A 15,414-nucleotide genomic window follows, 5' to 3' on the forward strand; every position below is an offset into this window, starting at 1 on the left:
GTGGCGTGGCCGGCGTTGAGTCGGTGGTTAGGTCATAAAGAGTATTTCTTTGAAGGAGGGACATTGGCGCAGTACTTACCGGTGTTGGTGATGGCAGTTCTTGCGACGCTTTTTGCCGCAGGTTCATTTGTAGCGTCAGCTATATTTGCCCCCAAGCGCCCGACTAAGGCGAAGGGAGCCCCCTATGAGTGTGGGATTGTTCCACGGAACGCAGCGGCTGAGCGATTCCCTGTGCGTTTCTACCTCGTAGCGATGATCTTCATAGTCTTTGACATTGAGATCGTGTTTTTGTATCCCTGGGCGGCAGACTTTAGGCAGTTAGCGGCCTTTGGCTTTGCAGAGGTGGTGGTCTTTGCCGTCATTGTCTTTGCATCGTTCGTATATCTAATCGGAAATGGGGCGTTGAACTGGGGGCCTCAAAAGCGCGTTGAACCGCAAGTGGATCTTGATGTAAGTAACGAAGACTCTTTAGGTAGTTCATCTAGCGGTGTAAGGGCGGCTTAGACAATGGGTCTAGAGGATCTCAGTCATAATTTTCTAACCGCGCAACTGGAGAACGTAGTTCAATGGGCGCGCCAGGCGTCGATGTGGCCAGCCACCTTCGGTCTTGCTTGTTGCGCAATCGAGATGATGTCTGCTGGAGCGGCTGACTTCGACCTCGCTAGATTTGGCATGGAGGTCTTCAGGGCATCTCCCCGGCAAGCGGATCTAATGATAGTGGCTGGACGAGTGTCGCAGAAGATGGCTCCGGTGCTACGACAGGTCTACGATCAGATGATGGAGCCAAAGTGGGTCATTTCAATGGGTGTTTGTGCCTCTACTGGCGGAATTTTCAACAACTATGCGATAGTTCAAGGCGTAGATCAGATTGTACCAGTCGATGTGTATGCCCCCGGGTGTCCTCCTGGTCCTGAGACGCTGATACACGCAATATTGACTTTGCACGAAAAGGTTCGTAATGGGGCGATCACAAGACGCGATGAAGACGCAGTCCTCCTCTCTGATGGGGTGGAGTCAACTTTGGCGGTCTCACCACAGAAGGTGCGAAAGGTAAGTATAAAGTCGTTGGTTCGTTCGGAGCAAAAAGGTGAGTGAGGTAAAAGAAAGAGGCGGCGAGGTTCTCTTTCTACCGAGAGTGGAGTACCTAAGCTTTGTTAGTGATCTGCGCAGGCAGGGTTTTGAGGTGTGTGCGGACCTAACTGCAGTGGACTATCTCGACGTTGAAGAAAGACCTCTGCCAAAGGAGATAAAGCCTGAACGTTTTGAGGTGGTTGTAAATCTGCTCTCGATCTCTCAGGCTAGGCGGGTGAGACTTCGTGTCCAAGTGCCTGAGAACGACCCATGGATAGACTCAATCTTTCGTCAGTATCCAGGTTCAGAAGCCATGGAAAGAGAGGTCTACGATCTGTTCGGTATTTTATTCAGAGGTCACCCCGATCTGACGCGTATCCTGCTTCCGGAGGGTTGGGAGGGTCACCCATTGCGCAAAGACTACGCACCACAGCGTGTGCCCGTACAGTTTAAGGAGGTGAAGAGTACCAGATGAAAAACGACGTAGACTCTAAGGTCTCAAACACCGATCATCTCAGTCTGCTTGTTGAAGAGACTTCAGAGGGTGTTCAGGAACTTCTTCCACGAGAGCACACTCCAATCGAGGAGTTCTACCTTGAGGAAGGGTATGTTCTTCGAGTACCAGAGGAAGAGGCCGTAGACATCGATGAGGTAGATCTAGCTTCCGTTCCAGCGGACGAGACCATGATCATCAACATGGGTCCACAGCACCCATCTACCCATGGGGTGCTACGAATAATGATGGAGCTCGATGGTGAGACGATTCTAAGATCAAAGCCAGTCATAGGATACCTGCACACCGGAATGGAGAAAACGGCGGAGATGCTTACGTTTATGCAGGGCTCGACCAACGTTACCCGCATGGACTATCTTTCTCCCCTCAACAACGAACTGGTCTTCTCCCTTGCGGTTGAGTCGCTTATGGATATTGAGATTCCTCCCAGAGCAACGTGGATCCGCATGCTGATGTCGGAATTGAACAGAATCTCGTCTCATGTCATGTGGATGGCGACAAACGGTATGGATCTTGGCTCTACGTCAATGATGATCTACGGATTCAGGGAGAGGGAGTTGATCCTGGGGTTCTTTGAAAAAGTCACTGGACTGCGCATGAACCACAACTACATACGACCCGGCGGAGTTGCTGCTGACCTTCCTGATGGATGGTTTGATGACGTGGCAGCTATCTGCGAGACCATGCCATTTAGAGTGGAGGAGTATCAGGAACTACTTACGGGTCAACCCATCTTCCGTGAGCGCGTTGAAGGTGTCGGAGTAATCACTCAACAACAGGCTATGGCTCTTTCTGCAACCGGTCCGATACTTAGGGCAACGGGTCTGCCGTGGGATCTTCGTAAGACTATGCCTTATCTCTTCTACGACCAGGTGGACTTTGATGTGATAGTTGGCACTGTAGGCGATACTTACGACCGTTACTCTGTCCGGCTGAATGAGATCCTTGAGTCTGTTCGTATAGTCGAACAGATTCTAGAAAAGATGCCAGAGGGCGAATACAAGTCTTTAGACAGGAAGGTAACTCCACCGCCTCGAGCCCGTATAGACGAGTCGATGGAGGCGTTGATTCACCATTTCAAGCTTCATACTGAAGGGTATCGTGTTCCCGCTGGTGAGAACTATGTGGCTATCGAGTCGCCACGAGGGGAACTCGGCTGCTACATAGTATCAAGCGGAGAGAATCGCCCCTACCGCATGCATGTCAGAGCGCCTTCGTTCGTGAATCTTCAATCTCTGCCTGTGATGTTACATGGAGGTCTCATCGCCGATGCAGTTGCCGTCATATCCTCGGTGGATCCAGTTATGGGAGAGGTTGATAGGTAGTGAGCAGATTTAAAGACGAAGTTCTGCAAGAAGCGCTAGAGCTTGTAAAGCTTTACCCTGAAGCGCGTTCCGCGACGATTCCCCTGTGTCATCTTGCTCAGTCGGTAGATGGTTACCTTGCACCCGACGCCATAGAGCACATCGCAGAGCTTACGAGTACGACACCGGCTGAAGTGCACGGAACTGCGAGCTTTTACGATATGATCCAGCTCCACCCAGTTGGTCGTTACGTCGTTGGGGTATGTACCAACATCGCATGCATGCTGCAGGGCGGATATGAGTTACTCGAGGCTGTTGAAGAGACCATGGGAGCTTCAGTCGGCGAGACTAGCGAAGACTCGCTGTTTACCGTTGAAGAGGTTGAGTGTATTGCGCTGTGTGATAGGGCTCCTTGTCTGCACGTGAACTACAGGTACTTTGGTCCATTGGATGAAGAAGGTGTCAAGAGGCTCAAGTCAGACCTAATTGAAGGTCGGTTAGAGGACGAGGTACCCAGTCACGGTGTGATCTCCAGGATAAAAAGAAGCGCTCCGGAGCTAATCCCTCTCGAAGAGATCGATGAGTTGAGACTTGTTGAGGATGAACAAAGATCAAGCCGGATGGCTCAAAAAGGAGGTGGAGATGCCTGAGGCGGCAGAGTCTATTGTTCTTTCTCGAAGAGGTGTAGAAGGCTCACATACTTTGGACGTGTATCTCGAGACGGGTGGATATGAAGGGCTTCGCAAAGCTCTAGCCATGAACCCCGAGGAGATAGTTGCTCAAGTAGTTGAGTCAAATATCTTGGGCCGTGGGGGAGCCGGATTTGAGGCGGGCCGTAAATGGTCGATGCTAAAGAAGTCCACGAGACGATACCTGGTGATAAACGGAGACGAGAGCGAACCCGCAACCTTCAAAGACCATTTTCTCGTGGAAAACGATCCGCATCAGCTGGTTGAAGGAACAATCATCGCAGCTTATGCGATAGGTGCATCCCGTGCCTTCATCTTTATAAGGGGCGAGTTTGCACTAGGTCTAGAGAGAGTGCAAAGTGCGGTTAACGATGCATACAAGATAGGCGCACTCGGAAGGAACATCTTTGGCTCGAGCTTCTCTCTAGATCTTATCGTTCATCCGGGGGCGGGAGCATACATCTGCGGTGAAGAGACCGCTCTGCTCGAATCACTAGAAGGTAAGCGAGGTTTCCCCCGTATAAAGCCTCCCTATTTTCCAGCGGTCATCGGACTGTATGGTGAACCAACCATAGTGAATAACGTCGAGACGGTGTCCAATCTTCCTTGGATTGTATCCAGAGGAGGTGCTGCCTTTAAGGCGCTAGGATCTGGCAGATCGACTGGAACTAGGATATTTGCTCTCTCTGGAGCGGTCAAGCGGCCCGGTCTGTATGAGTTAGAGATGGTCAAGACCACATTCAGGGAGCTAATCTTTTCGGACGATCTTGGAGGGGGTCTTTATGAAGGACGTTCACTCAAAGCCGTTATCCCAGGTGGCGTCTCTGCTCCGTGGATAACGCCAGATCAACTAGATCTCCCTTTGGGTCAGGATGAAGTCGCTAAAGCGGGTTCCATGCTTGGATCTGGTTCGATAATTGTCATGGACGACTCTACCTGTATGGTAAGGGCTGCGTGGAGGATCTCCAGGTTTTTTATGCGTGAGTCGTGTGGTCAATGCACTCCATGCCGTGAAGGTTCCAACTGGATCGAGAAGGTTATGGCTCGCATTGAGGCAGGAGCCGGCAGGGAAGAGGACCTCGAACTGCTCATGGATCTATGTGACAACATCGTCCCGGGAGTCAGCTGGCCGCCAGCACAGACAACGATATGCGTACTAGGACCCTCAATCCCATCATCGGTAGCTGTGGGCATTCGTATGTTTCGAGATGAGTTTCTGACCCATATCAAAGAAGGAGGGTGTCCCTTTGAGTAAGGAGCGGGAGGAGGCAATATCCTTTGTCCTAGATGGCAGGCCGATTTGGGCGAGAAAGGGTGATCCCGTCATAAGAGCAGCAGAGGAGGCCGGAACCTACATCCCTAGGTTTTGCTACCATCCCCGCATGAAGGCCGTTGGTATGTGTAGGATGTGCTTGGTTGAGATAAAGGGTCCGCGTGGATTTACTCTGCAACCAGCTTGCTTTGTACAAGTCTCCCCTGACATGGAGGTTATTACTGATTCGGTGGCAGTAAGGAAGGCACAAGACGGTGTCCTAGAGTATCTGCTCGCCAATCATCCTCTCGACTGTCCGGTCTGTGACAAAGGTGGGGAGTGCCCTTTGCAGGATCAAACCTTGGCGCATGGTCCTGGTGAAAGCAGATACGTAGAAGAAAAGCGACACTTCGCAAAACCTATAGAGATATCAAGCATCGTTTTGTTAGACCGAGAACGTTGTATCCAGTGCGGTCGCTGTACCAGATTTGCGGGTGAGGTGGTAGGTAAGGGACTTATCGACTTTGCGGGAAGGGGAGCCAATATAGAGGTTGCTCCTGCTCCTGGCGGGACCTTCGATAACTACTTCTCGGGAAATATTATCCAGATATGTCCGGTGGGGGCTCTCACCTCTAAGTCCTATCGTTTCAAGGCTAGGCCGTGGGATCTAGAACAGACTGAGTCTACGTGCACAAGTTGTGCGATGGGCTGCCGGGTGGTACTTCAGTCTTCCCAGAACGAGATGACTAGGGTGCTCGGTATCGACTCTGATGCGATAAACCACTCGTGGTTGTGTGATAAAGGGCGGTTTGCGTTCGAAGCAACCTCTTCAGAAGATAGAGTCTTAGCGCCTTATCTGCGCAAGAACGATAACCTAGTGGAGGTCGGGTGGTTCGAAGCCCTAACGCAAGTTGCTAAGACGTTAACCGCCGCACTAGAAAAAGTTGGTCCCGCTACGGTGGCCGCTATCGGCGGAGGCTCGATATCAAATGAAGACGCCTTTGCTTGGGCTAAGCTGCTAAAAGGATACCTCTCGGTCGACTCCCTGGACTGTCAACCAGAGGGGGGAGTTGATCCTTCTCTTTTACTTGGGGGAAAGATAGCGACCTTTGATGAGGTGGTTAACTCTAAGTTGACTCTGCTACTCGGAGCGGATGTAGAAGAGGAGATGCCAGTGCTGTATCTCAGACTCCGGGAGGCTCTTCTTGCGCAAACAACCTCTGCGGTTGAGATAATCGAGCGTCGGACCTCCTTGTCTACTCTTGTAAGCTCATCTTTATTGATCGAAGCTGACGAGGTTTTGAGTCAAATCGAGTCAATAGACCTATCCGCATTGGCGGGTGTGAAGGTCAAGGATCTAAGTGACGAGCAAGTGGTAGTGGTAGTCGGGCAGGCAGATCTGTTGCGTTCTTCGTCATGGAGGAGTGGTCTTGTTGCAAAGGTTTTGCAGAGGTATCCAAATGCGAAGATCTTGCCGTTGCTCCAGGGTGCTAACACCATGGGCGCGGTCCAGATGGGAATGTCCCCAGGACTCCTTCCAGGTGGAAGGGTCATAGGAAAGGTACCAGAAGACTTTCCATGGCCAAATCCACCTAAGTCGTTGGGTCGAAACGCCGCTGATGTTTTGAGTGCGGCAGCTGCGGACGATATCGAGATTATCTTTCTCTTGGGACCAAATCCACTCTCAGGTTTCCCTGATAAGTCTTTAGTTAGGCAGGCGCTTGAGAGGTCATCTATGGTTGTGGCCATAGATAGCCACTTTGGAGAGTGGACAGAGTACGTAGATGTCGTGCTACCTCTTTCTGGTTATGGCGAGTACTTTGGATCGATTACCAACGCAGAGAGCAGGGTCCTGCCGCTAGGACAGAGTCTTGTCCCAGCCGGAGTGTCTCAAAAGGGTTGGGAGATTGCAGTTGCGCTCGCTGAATCGATCGGGTACGACCTAGGTTTCGAGAGCGAGAGCGACATATGGGAGGAGATCCAGGCGATATCTAAAATCCATCGGGGGTTCTCTCCTTCTTTGTTGTCGACTGAGGTTGAAGGCGTGGTTGTGCCACGTAGTGTAAAGGTGCACATAGCGGGAAGACGAGTCCTGGATCCTGTCGCAACACCGGGAATTAGTTCGGTAAAGAGACAGGCAGCTCCTTTGTCAGAACCGGTTGCTATCTATGACTTTAACCCAGATGGCGAGTTGGTTGACTCTAATGACTCCTCGGATTCCTTGGATGAGTTGTCTGATGTAATGAAAGAGAGGCCGACAGCCTCTATTGCGTCGAGGAAAGAGCCAGATAAGCTAAGGCTACATTTGGCGAGGAAACTATACGGCTACGGAGTAGAGGTCGCCAGTTCGCCGACCCTTAGTTCGTTGGTGTCAAAGCCAAAGTTGCGGCTTTCGAGCGAGAGCGCCAGAGTTTCTTCCGTCGAAGATGGAGATGTCGTGAGGATCATCTCGGGTGATCTCTCTAGCGGTGAGTTTCAACTAGAGGTGTCTAACGATGTTGTGCCGGGAGTCCTGGTGGCAGAGTTTGTTGAAGGATACGAGCTTGATAAGTTCGGGTCGTTGAATGGGGGAGTTCTCGTGAAGGTGGTGAAGGCATAGTGGGGGCTGATCCCTTATTGTTAGGCAAGATTAGCCTCGGGGTGCTAGTCCTTGTCGTTGTAAAGGTAGTGGTTGCCTTCGCAGTTCTGCTGGTAACCGTGATGCTTATGATCTGGTTTGAGCGCAAGGTCATATCCGATATGCAAAATCGTATTGGTCCAAATCGCGCAGGCCCTTTCGGTCTTTTGCAGTCTCTGGCAGACGGTATCAAGCTGTTTTTCAAAGAAGACCTAGTACCCGATAGATCGGACTCATTTGTATTCAAACTTGCTCCCTATCTAGCGATGGTACCAGCGTTTGTGACCTTTACGATTGTCCCGATCGGAGGGTACATCAAGGTATTTGGATACTCTACTGAACTTCAGGTAGCTGATCCGCCTATGGGAATCTTGTTACTCCTTGCAATGTCGTCTATATCTGTCTATGGGGTAATGTTGGCAGGCTGGTCCTCGGGGTCGAAGTATCCGTTGCTCGGTTCCGTGCGTGCATCGGCTCAGATGATTTCTTATGAAGCAGCGATGGGTCTATCCATCGTGGCCGTAGTTCTCGTGACGGGATCGCTGTCGACCCGAGACATGGTCTTGTCTCAGCAGGGTTCATTCTTCGGTGTCATTCCACACTGGAATATCTTGAGGCTCGGTGTCATACCCTTTGTCATCTTTCTAATCGCAATCACTGCTGAGCTCAACCGACCCCCATTCGATCTAGTGGAGGCGGAGCAAGAGCTGGTTGGAGGATTCAATACCGAGTACTCGTCGATACGGTTTGCCTTATTCTACCTAGCTGAGTTTATGAACACAGTGACGATGTCGGCGATTATAGTGACTTTGTTCTTTGGAGGTCCAGACGGACCTGATCCTGCACCGCTGCACTGGTTATGGCCCATACTGTGGTTTGTCATAAAGACGGGCGTTTTCGCATTCATCTACGTGTGGCTGCGAGCGGCTCTACCGCGTTTGCGCTACGACCGGCTTATGGATCTGGGCTGGAAGGTCTTGATACCTCTTTCCCTTGGCTGGCTTCTAGTCATAGCCGGTATGCAGATATCAAAGGTTGCAGGCTTTTCTATGCTGGCTGCTCTTATCGTTGGTGCAGGTCTACTTTATCGGGCCATGGCAGTTGGCCAAAGGAGCAACGCGACGAACGCTATGAGTGCGAGCCTGAAGGTTGCGCCAAAAGATGCCTTAGATAGTCGAGCGAAGTTTGGCGATACCCATGTAGTGTCAGGCAAGCGTGTCGTTACCCGTATCAGCGCCGAGGGCGTTGTCAGTTCGAAAAGTGGAGGAGATCCAGATGGGCGTACTTGATGGTTTGAAAGGTTTTCGACTGACCTTTAAGCAGATAGCTGAGCCTCGCGTTACAAAACAGTACCCTGAGGAAAAGCGCGAAAAACCACCGAGGTTTCACGGCAGGCATGTACTGAACCGTTATGAAGACGGTGCTGAGAAGTGTATCGGATGCGAGCTGTGTGCTGCTGTATGCCCAGTGCGCTGTATTTACGTTCGTGGTAAGGATAATCCTCCAGACAGTCCCGTATCTCCCGGTGAACGCTACGGCTTCGTATATGAGATCAACTATCTCAGGTGTATCCACTGTGACCTCTGCGTGGAGGCTTGTCCAACTGAAGCTATAACCGAGTCAAAGATGTTTGAGTTCTCATTTACCAACAGAGAAGATGCGATCTATACCAAAAAAGAGCTTCTGGTTGATGACAACGGAATGCCTAGACAGCTTCCCTGGGAGGACTGGCGAGAAGGTGAGGAGCAGCTGACCTCGGCGTGGATGCGAGCAACGGCTCCTCAGGGTGATCCAGAGTTTGAGGGAGTTGTGTCGTGGAGCGGCGAACTTGGCTTCGGAGTAAGGCCTCCAGAAAGCGGTCAAAACAAGGACGTCGAACCCGCAGAAGTGAACCACTTCTCTCTGCGCGAAGTGGCGGCTTCAAAAATTCTAAGACGATACGGTGGGGAGGTTCACTAAGTGTTCGCAGCAATATCTGCGCCAGATTTCTTTACCTTTGCAGCCGCTGCGATTGCTGCTGTTGCGGGCGCTATAGGCGTAGTTACGCTTAGACATCCTGTTCATGCCGCGCTTATGCTCGTTATGACGTTTTTTGCTATAGCAGTATTATTCGTTGAGCAAGGAGCACAGTTCCTCGCTGCGGTTCAGGTTATCGTTTATGCGGGCGCAATTGTGGTGCTGTTCTTGTTTGTGATTATGTTGCTAGGGGTGGACAAGAAAGAGACCGTCTTTCCCAAAGATTCGGTGTCGTGGAAGTTGCCAGCCGGTCTTGTTCTCTCGATCGCAATCTTGGTGGAGCTTTCTATTTTGGCAAAAGGGGTCTGGGCGACTGGAGCTCATTCGGTTACCGCTGCTCCTAACGGCCATTCGAACGTTGGAGTATTAGCGAGGGCAGTTTTTACAACCTATCTGTTGCCCTTCGAGGCGACTTCGGTTTTGCTTGTAATAGCGGTGCTTGGTGCGGTTGTACTCGCTCGGGTTTCAAAGATACAGGAGGATATTTCGTCAGAGTCGGCTTTGGAGGACGAGATGGGGGAGGTGAATGCGAGATGAGTGTTCCTGGAAGCTGGTACCTAATTCTTGCCGCGGTCCTTTTTGGTGTCGGTGCCTTTGGACTTTTGGTTAGGCGAAACATTTTGATCATGTTTATGTGTCTAGAGCTCATGTTGAATGCCGTGAACCTAACGCTTGTTACCTATTCACGGATGCTCAACGATATAGCGGGACAGGTGAGCGTGTTCTTCGTCCTAGTTGTTGCCGCTGCAGAGGTCGTAGTGGGGTTGGGGCTGATCGTTGCAATCTTTCGCGGCAAACGGCAGGTTACGGCTGATGACCTTCATGTCTTGAGAGGATAGAGATGTTGAGCTTGTTGCCCTACGTGGTCGGGCTGCCCCTTGGTGGATTCATCGTACTTTTGTTCTTTGGCCGACGATTGGGTCGCCCTGGTGCGGGTGTGATTGGATCGCTTACAGTGGGAGCGGCCTTCGTGTTGTCGGTGTTTGTCTACATCGGACTTTTATCTAGACCATCTGGAACTCGGGTATATGTCGACAGACTGTACACCTGGTTTGCGGCTGGTTCATTGCACGTAAACGTTTCTTTATACCTCGACCCTCTGTCTATGACTATGGTGCTATTCGTAACCGGCGTTGCCTTTTTGATCCATGTTTACTCGATAGGCTACATGTCGCATGACGATAGATTCCATCAGTTTTTCGTCTACCTAAACTTGTTCGTATTTTCAATGCTCGTCCTGGTGGTAGGTGGATCGATCCCCCTAACGTTTTTAGGGTGGGAAGGGGTAGGCACGTGTTCCTACTTCCTAATAGCTTTTTGGTTTGAAAGGCCAAGTGCAGCGAGCGCAGGCAAGAAGGCTTTCATAATCAACCGAATCGGCGACGCTGGCTTTCTGCTCGGTGCATTCATGGTGTACAAGTACTTTGGTTCCTTGAGCTATAGCCACATACTGTCTCATACCGCTGGTACATCCCATGAGGTTGCAACCTGGATATCGTTACTTTTCTTTGTCGCAGCGGTCGGTAAGTCCGCACAGATACCGCTTTTCGTGTGGCTTGTGGATGCGATGGAAGGTCCTACTCCGGTCTCTGCGCTGATTCACGCAGCTACCATGGTGACGGCCGGGGTATTCCTCATGGCTAGGCTCAATCCGTTCCTGGCACTATCCAAGACGACCTCCATGATCGTGGCTGTCGTTGGGGTCGCTACCGCACTGCTTGGGGCAACGGCTGCTACATCGCAGAGCGATATAAAGAAGGTACTCGCTTACTCTACTGTATCGCAACTTGGTTTTATGTTTCTAGGGATCGGTACAGGAGCATACGTCGCTGCCATCTTTCTTATGGTTACTCATGCGTTCTACAAGGCACTTCTATTCCTTGGTGCTGGTTCTGTGATACATGGAATGCATGATGAACAAGACCTAAAGAAGATGGGAGCTCTCAGGCGTTTCATGCCAGTCACCTCTGTAACCTTCGTTGTAGGGTGGCTGTCGATAGCGGGAGTTCCTCCTTTCTCTGGATTTTGGTCCAAAGGCGACGTTCTCGATGCTGCTTATGTGAAGAGCCCGTTCCTGTGGGTCGTTGCGATAGTCGCAGCGCTACTTACTGCTTATTACATGGGACGAGAGACCTATCTAACCTTTTATGGTCCCAGTAGGTGGAGCACGGATGAGCGAGAAGAACATAAACCTCACGAGTCTCCAAAGGTTATGACCATACCTCTTGTGGTCCTAGCCGCTCTGGCTGTCTTGGGTGGTGCTTTGAATCTGCCCTTTGGTGTCAAGCTGGAGTTCCTAAGTAAATGGCTGGCTCCAGTGTTCGCCGTCTCTCCGCCCCCTCCACACGTTTCGACTTCGTTGGAGCTTATTTTGGGAGCAGTTGATACTTTGGTTGCTCTAGGCGGAGTTGGGCTAGCCACCTCACTGTGGCGTAGTAGGTGGGTTCAACCCTCCCTGGAGCCGAGAGTTTTGCAGAAGGCATACTACATCGACTCGATTTACGATAAAGCCTTTGCTGTTTCCGGTACAAAGCTAGCTCTTGAGACAAACGATGTGGTGGATCGAAAGGTCATCGATGGAGCGGTCCGTGCGGTGACGGCTATCGTTGCTGGAGTTGGCGTCTATGCGCGAAAGCTGCAAAGCGGATATGTGCGTTCTTATGCTCTTGCAGTCTCCTTGGGTGTGGTGGTTCTACTCGGTTATATGTTGACCAGAGCTAGTGGCTAGAGGGTGGTTCAGGTGGTAATCAGCGCATTATTTCTTCTTGTATTGATGTCAGGAGGGCTATAGATATGTTCCCCTACCTAGAGGTTCTGGTTTTTCTTCCGGCGATTGCAGGGGTGCTGCTATTCTTTTTTCCTAGCGAGTTTCCTGCGAGATACTATAGAAGACTGGGCCTGTCACTTTCGCTGGCGGAACTAGTTGTTGCTGTTGTAATGCTGCTAAAGTTCAAGACCGGTGTAGCAGGATATCAAATGACGTCTTCTTACCGCTGGATTCCCAGCTTTGGGATCTCGTGGTCCTTAGGCGTCGACGGTATCTCGCTATTTCTGGTGATCCTTAGCGTGGTTCTATTTCCCATCGCCATCTTCGGATCGAAAGAGACGAGGGATCCCAAGTCCTTTATAGCATGGATGCTGGTCTTGGAAGCTGCGTGTGTTGGAAGTTTCTTGGTCACCGATCTGTTCGACTTTTTCTTGATGTTTGAGCTCACACTGATTCCCACGTACTTCCTGATGGCTAACTGGGGATTTTCGTTAGGTGGTAGAGCGGCCGTAAAGTTTTTCGTCTATACCTTTCTTGGTTCAGCCTTTCTCCTGGTAGGAATATTGGCCCTTGTGTTTATACACGAGGCTTCAACGGGCCAACTTACCTTCTCTATCTCAGCCTTAGCCCACACGCAGATGTCGTCTACGGCGGGTCGGTTACTCTTCCTAGCCTTTAGCGTTGCATTTCTGATCAAGGCTCCCGTGTTCCCTTTCCATACCTGGTCTCCTGATGCCTATTCTCAGTCGCCTATCTCTACGGCGATAGTTCTCGGTGGAGTCATGGCAAAGTTAGGGACCTACGGTATACTTCGCTTTGACTTCCAACTTTTTCCCCAGGCGTCAAGGTCGTTAGGTTGGCTTATTCTGACGCTGGCTGTCGTTGGTATAGGATATGGTGCTATCACCGCTGCAGGGGAGAGTCATCTCTCGAGACTCGTGGCGTACTCGTCTCTGTCTCATATGGGCTTCATCGTCCTTGGACTGTTCGCATTTACCACGATTGGACTGTCGGGTGCCGTACTTCAGATGTTTAATCACGGTATATATACAGCCGCCCTGTTTTTGTTGTTGGGCATGATCTACTCAAGGCGCAATACTTTGGACACCTCTAAACTCGCGGGATTGCAGAGCAAGGCCCCGGTTATGGCCGGCATCTTTACTGTAGTGATGCTTGCTTCGATAGGAGTTCCTGGATTAAATGGCTTCATTGGTGAGTTCATGATACTCCTAGGTGCATTTGTGTCTCATAGGTGGTGGGCAGTAGTTGGCGTGAGCGGCGTTATCTTGTCTGCAATCTATATGCTCTGGGCTTACCAGAAGGTGTTTCATCGAAAGGACCCTGAGCAGCGTGGATTTAAGGATCTCAGCGTAGCGGAAGTGGCAACACTGGTGCCTCTAGTAATTCTGATAGTGGGTGTTGGACTTTTTCCGAGTCTCCTTCTAAATAGGATCAACCCTTCGGTTCACAAGGTTCTTTCAGAGGCGACTCCTGCTTCTTCATACCAGTCTTCTCTTGGAAAGGTGGGACGATGAACTTGGTCGCAACGGTGCTTTCCGGAGCGCCGATACAGTTCCCGTCGATATCATACAGTTCAATACTCCCTGAAGTTGTCTTCGTTGGAGCTGCTGTGTTGTCGATGCTGTTGGTAGCTGTTCTTGGACAGCGTGATCAGACCTATGGATACACTGGACTTGGGGTGGCGGCTGCGCTATTTGGCGGCATATGGAGCTATCATCTCAGTCAGAACGTAAATGCTCGTGGGGCTTACGCAGTTGTGGGCGGATCACTTGCTGTGGATGGTTTTTCAACCTTTTTCATGATCCTTACATCCGTCGGAGTCCTAATTACGTTGCTTTTGGCTGAAGCCTATCTTTATAAGGTAAGTCACAGGGGTCCGGAGTTTGTCGCCTTAACCTTGTTGTCGGCGACCGGCGCTATGTTAATGGAGTCTGCATACGACCTACTGGTGCTTTTTATCGGACTTGAGATACTTTCGATCTCGTTATATGTTATGGTCTCCTATACAACCTCTAGGAGAGTGTCAAAGGAAAGCGCCTTTAAGTACTTCATACTCGGAGGATTTGCTTCGGCCTTGTTCCTTTATGGACTGGCGCTTGTCTATGGTTCAACTGGATCGACAAACCTAGGGAATATTGCAGCGTTTCTTTCTAAGAATACTCTTACATCAAATGGCGTGTTGTTAGCTGGGATGGTCCTTATCCTAGGCGGACTTGGATTTAAGGTCGCGGTAGTCCCCTTTCAGTTCTGGACCCCTGACGTATATCAAGGTGCTCCAACCTCCGTCACCGGGTTTATGTCGGGCGTGGTCAAAGCAGCGGGATTCGCTGCACTACTTAGAGTGTTCTATTTCGCGTTCAACACTTTGCGTGCGGACTGGCAACCTGTTCTTGAGATTGTGGCAATCCTAACTCTGCTCGTGGGAGCGGTGCTGGCAGTGGTTCAAAGTGATGCCAAAAGGACACTCGCCTACTCTTCGATCAACCACGCGGGATTTATCCTGCTAGGACTCTACGTCGCTTCAGCTGCGTCAATTGGGGACTCGTTGTACTATCTGTTCGCATACACAGTGATGTCTTCGGGTACATTTGGTGCGATCTCCATGATTGCTCATCTTGAGGGACGTACTGAAGGCACCTTGTCTCTAGCCGACCTAAGAGGGATCGGTCGCAAGTATCCAAAGATAGCCCTGACACTTGCGATCTTGTTACTAGCACAGGCCGGTGCTCCCTTTACCATCGGATTCCTGGCAAAGTTCTCGGTTCTCTCGTCTGTGGTAGAAGCTCACCATTACGTTATCGCAGTGATAGCTATGGTATCGGTTGTAATCGCTGCCGTACTCTATCTCAGAGTTACACTGTCCATGTATACCCCTCTCACCAAGGATGCGGAGATCGACAGGGTGTCTACGGATCCAGAGATATCTCTTGGGGCGGTTGCAGTAAGAGTTGATGAGGATACCGATCTGAAGGTGGACGCAAAGGTACCGGTGGCTGCGGGCCTGGCGATGGGGCTTTCGGTGGCGATGACTGTGGGTTTTGGGCTTTATGCCAGTCCCTTAGTTCAGTTCGCATCGAAGGCGTTCCTGCTCCGATAGGCGGCGCCCCGTTCGTGGTTGTGAAGTGGTCTATCTAGATTGGCGGTCTCTCTGCTTTTTGGATCG

14 protein-coding genes are annotated in these 15,414 nt (G+C 50.9%); all 14 read left to right on the forward strand.

Going from position 1 to position 15,414, the window contains the following annotated elements; translation table 11 throughout:
• Positions 1-63: 63 nt before the first annotated feature.
• Positions 64-504 carry an NADH-quinone oxidoreductase subunit A gene (locus BUA24_RS01575; protein ID WP_072788070.1) on the forward strand — a complete coding sequence of 147 codons (441 nt, stop codon included), beginning with the start codon at positions 64-66 and terminating at the stop codon, positions 502-504.
• Positions 505-507: 3 nt separating this feature from the next.
• Positions 508-1,095 carry an NADH-quinone oxidoreductase subunit B gene (locus tag BUA24_RS01580; RefSeq protein WP_072788071.1) on the forward strand — a complete coding sequence of 196 codons (588 nt, stop codon included), beginning with the start codon at positions 508-510 and terminating at the stop codon, positions 1,093-1,095.
• The gene (locus BUA24_RS01585) at positions 1,088-1,546 is read left to right on the forward strand and encodes an NADH-quinone oxidoreductase subunit C (RefSeq protein WP_072788073.1); all 459 of its coding nucleotides are present in this window, start codon (positions 1,088-1,090) and stop codon (positions 1,544-1,546) included. Before BUA24_RS01580 ends, BUA24_RS01585 begins: the two co-directional genes overlap by 8 nt.
• On the forward strand, positions 1,543-2,910 hold the full coding sequence (locus tag BUA24_RS01590) for an NADH-quinone oxidoreductase subunit D (RefSeq protein WP_084660084.1): 1,368 nt from the start codon (positions 1,543-1,545) through the stop codon (positions 2,908-2,910). The genes BUA24_RS01585 and BUA24_RS01590 overlap by 4 nt, the downstream gene beginning before the upstream one ends.
• Positions 2,910-3,539, forward strand: coding sequence for an NADH-quinone oxidoreductase subunit NuoE family protein (locus BUA24_RS01595; protein ID WP_072788075.1), 630 nt, complete (start codon positions 2,910-2,912; stop codon positions 3,537-3,539). The genes BUA24_RS01590 and BUA24_RS01595 overlap by 1 nt, the downstream gene beginning before the upstream one ends.
• On the forward strand, positions 3,490-4,833 hold the full coding sequence (gene nuoF, locus BUA24_RS01600; protein ID WP_245790240.1) for an NADH-quinone oxidoreductase subunit NuoF: 1,344 nt from the start codon (positions 3,490-3,492) through the stop codon (positions 4,831-4,833). Before BUA24_RS01595 ends, nuoF begins: the two co-directional genes overlap by 50 nt.
• Positions 4,826-7,429, forward strand: a complete 2,604-nt coding sequence (gene nuoG, locus BUA24_RS01605) for an NADH-quinone oxidoreductase subunit NuoG (RefSeq protein ID WP_072788079.1) — start codon at positions 4,826-4,828, stop codon at positions 7,427-7,429. Before nuoF ends, nuoG begins: the two co-directional genes overlap by 8 nt.
• The gene (nuoH, locus tag BUA24_RS01610; RefSeq protein WP_084660086.1) at positions 7,429-8,736 is read left to right on the forward strand and encodes an NADH-quinone oxidoreductase subunit NuoH; all 1,308 of its coding nucleotides are present in this window, start codon (positions 7,429-7,431) and stop codon (positions 8,734-8,736) included. The genes nuoG and nuoH overlap by 1 nt, the downstream gene beginning before the upstream one ends.
• Positions 8,723-9,406 (forward strand): NADH-quinone oxidoreductase subunit NuoI, encoded by a 684-nt coding sequence (nuoI, locus tag BUA24_RS01615; RefSeq protein WP_084660087.1) that lies wholly within the window; start codon positions 8,723-8,725, stop codon positions 9,404-9,406. Before nuoH ends, nuoI begins: the two co-directional genes overlap by 14 nt.
• Positions 9,407-10,000 (forward strand): NADH-quinone oxidoreductase subunit J family protein, encoded by a 594-nt coding sequence (locus tag BUA24_RS01620; protein WP_218587382.1) that lies wholly within the window; start codon positions 9,407-9,409, stop codon positions 9,998-10,000. It begins immediately after the preceding gene.
• Positions 9,997-10,302 (forward strand): NADH-quinone oxidoreductase subunit NuoK, encoded by a 306-nt coding sequence (gene nuoK / locus BUA24_RS01625; RefSeq protein ID WP_072788081.1) that lies wholly within the window; start codon positions 9,997-9,999, stop codon positions 10,300-10,302. Before BUA24_RS01620 ends, nuoK begins: the two co-directional genes overlap by 4 nt.
• A gap of 2 nt (positions 10,303-10,304) precedes the next feature.
• On the forward strand, positions 10,305-12,191 hold the full coding sequence (gene nuoL, locus BUA24_RS01630; RefSeq protein ID WP_072788082.1) for an NADH-quinone oxidoreductase subunit L: 1,887 nt from the start codon (positions 10,305-10,307) through the stop codon (positions 12,189-12,191).
• 65 nt (positions 12,192-12,256) lie between these two features.
• On the forward strand, positions 12,257-13,765 hold the full coding sequence (locus tag BUA24_RS01635) for a complex I subunit 4 family protein (protein ID WP_072788084.1): 1,509 nt from the start codon (positions 12,257-12,259) through the stop codon (positions 13,763-13,765).
• Positions 13,762-15,348: an NADH-quinone oxidoreductase subunit N gene (locus BUA24_RS01640; RefSeq protein ID WP_072788085.1), complete on the forward strand. Its 1,587-nt coding sequence runs from the start codon at positions 13,762-13,764 to the stop codon at positions 15,346-15,348. Before BUA24_RS01635 ends, BUA24_RS01640 begins: the two co-directional genes overlap by 4 nt.
• The last annotated feature ends 66 nt before the right edge of the window (positions 15,349-15,414 follow it).

The sequence above is a fragment of the Ferrithrix thermotolerans DSM 19514 genome (genome assembly GCF_900128965.1).
GTDB classification, from domain to species: Bacteria; Actinomycetota; Acidimicrobiia; order Acidimicrobiales; family Acidimicrobiaceae; genus Ferrithrix; species Ferrithrix thermotolerans.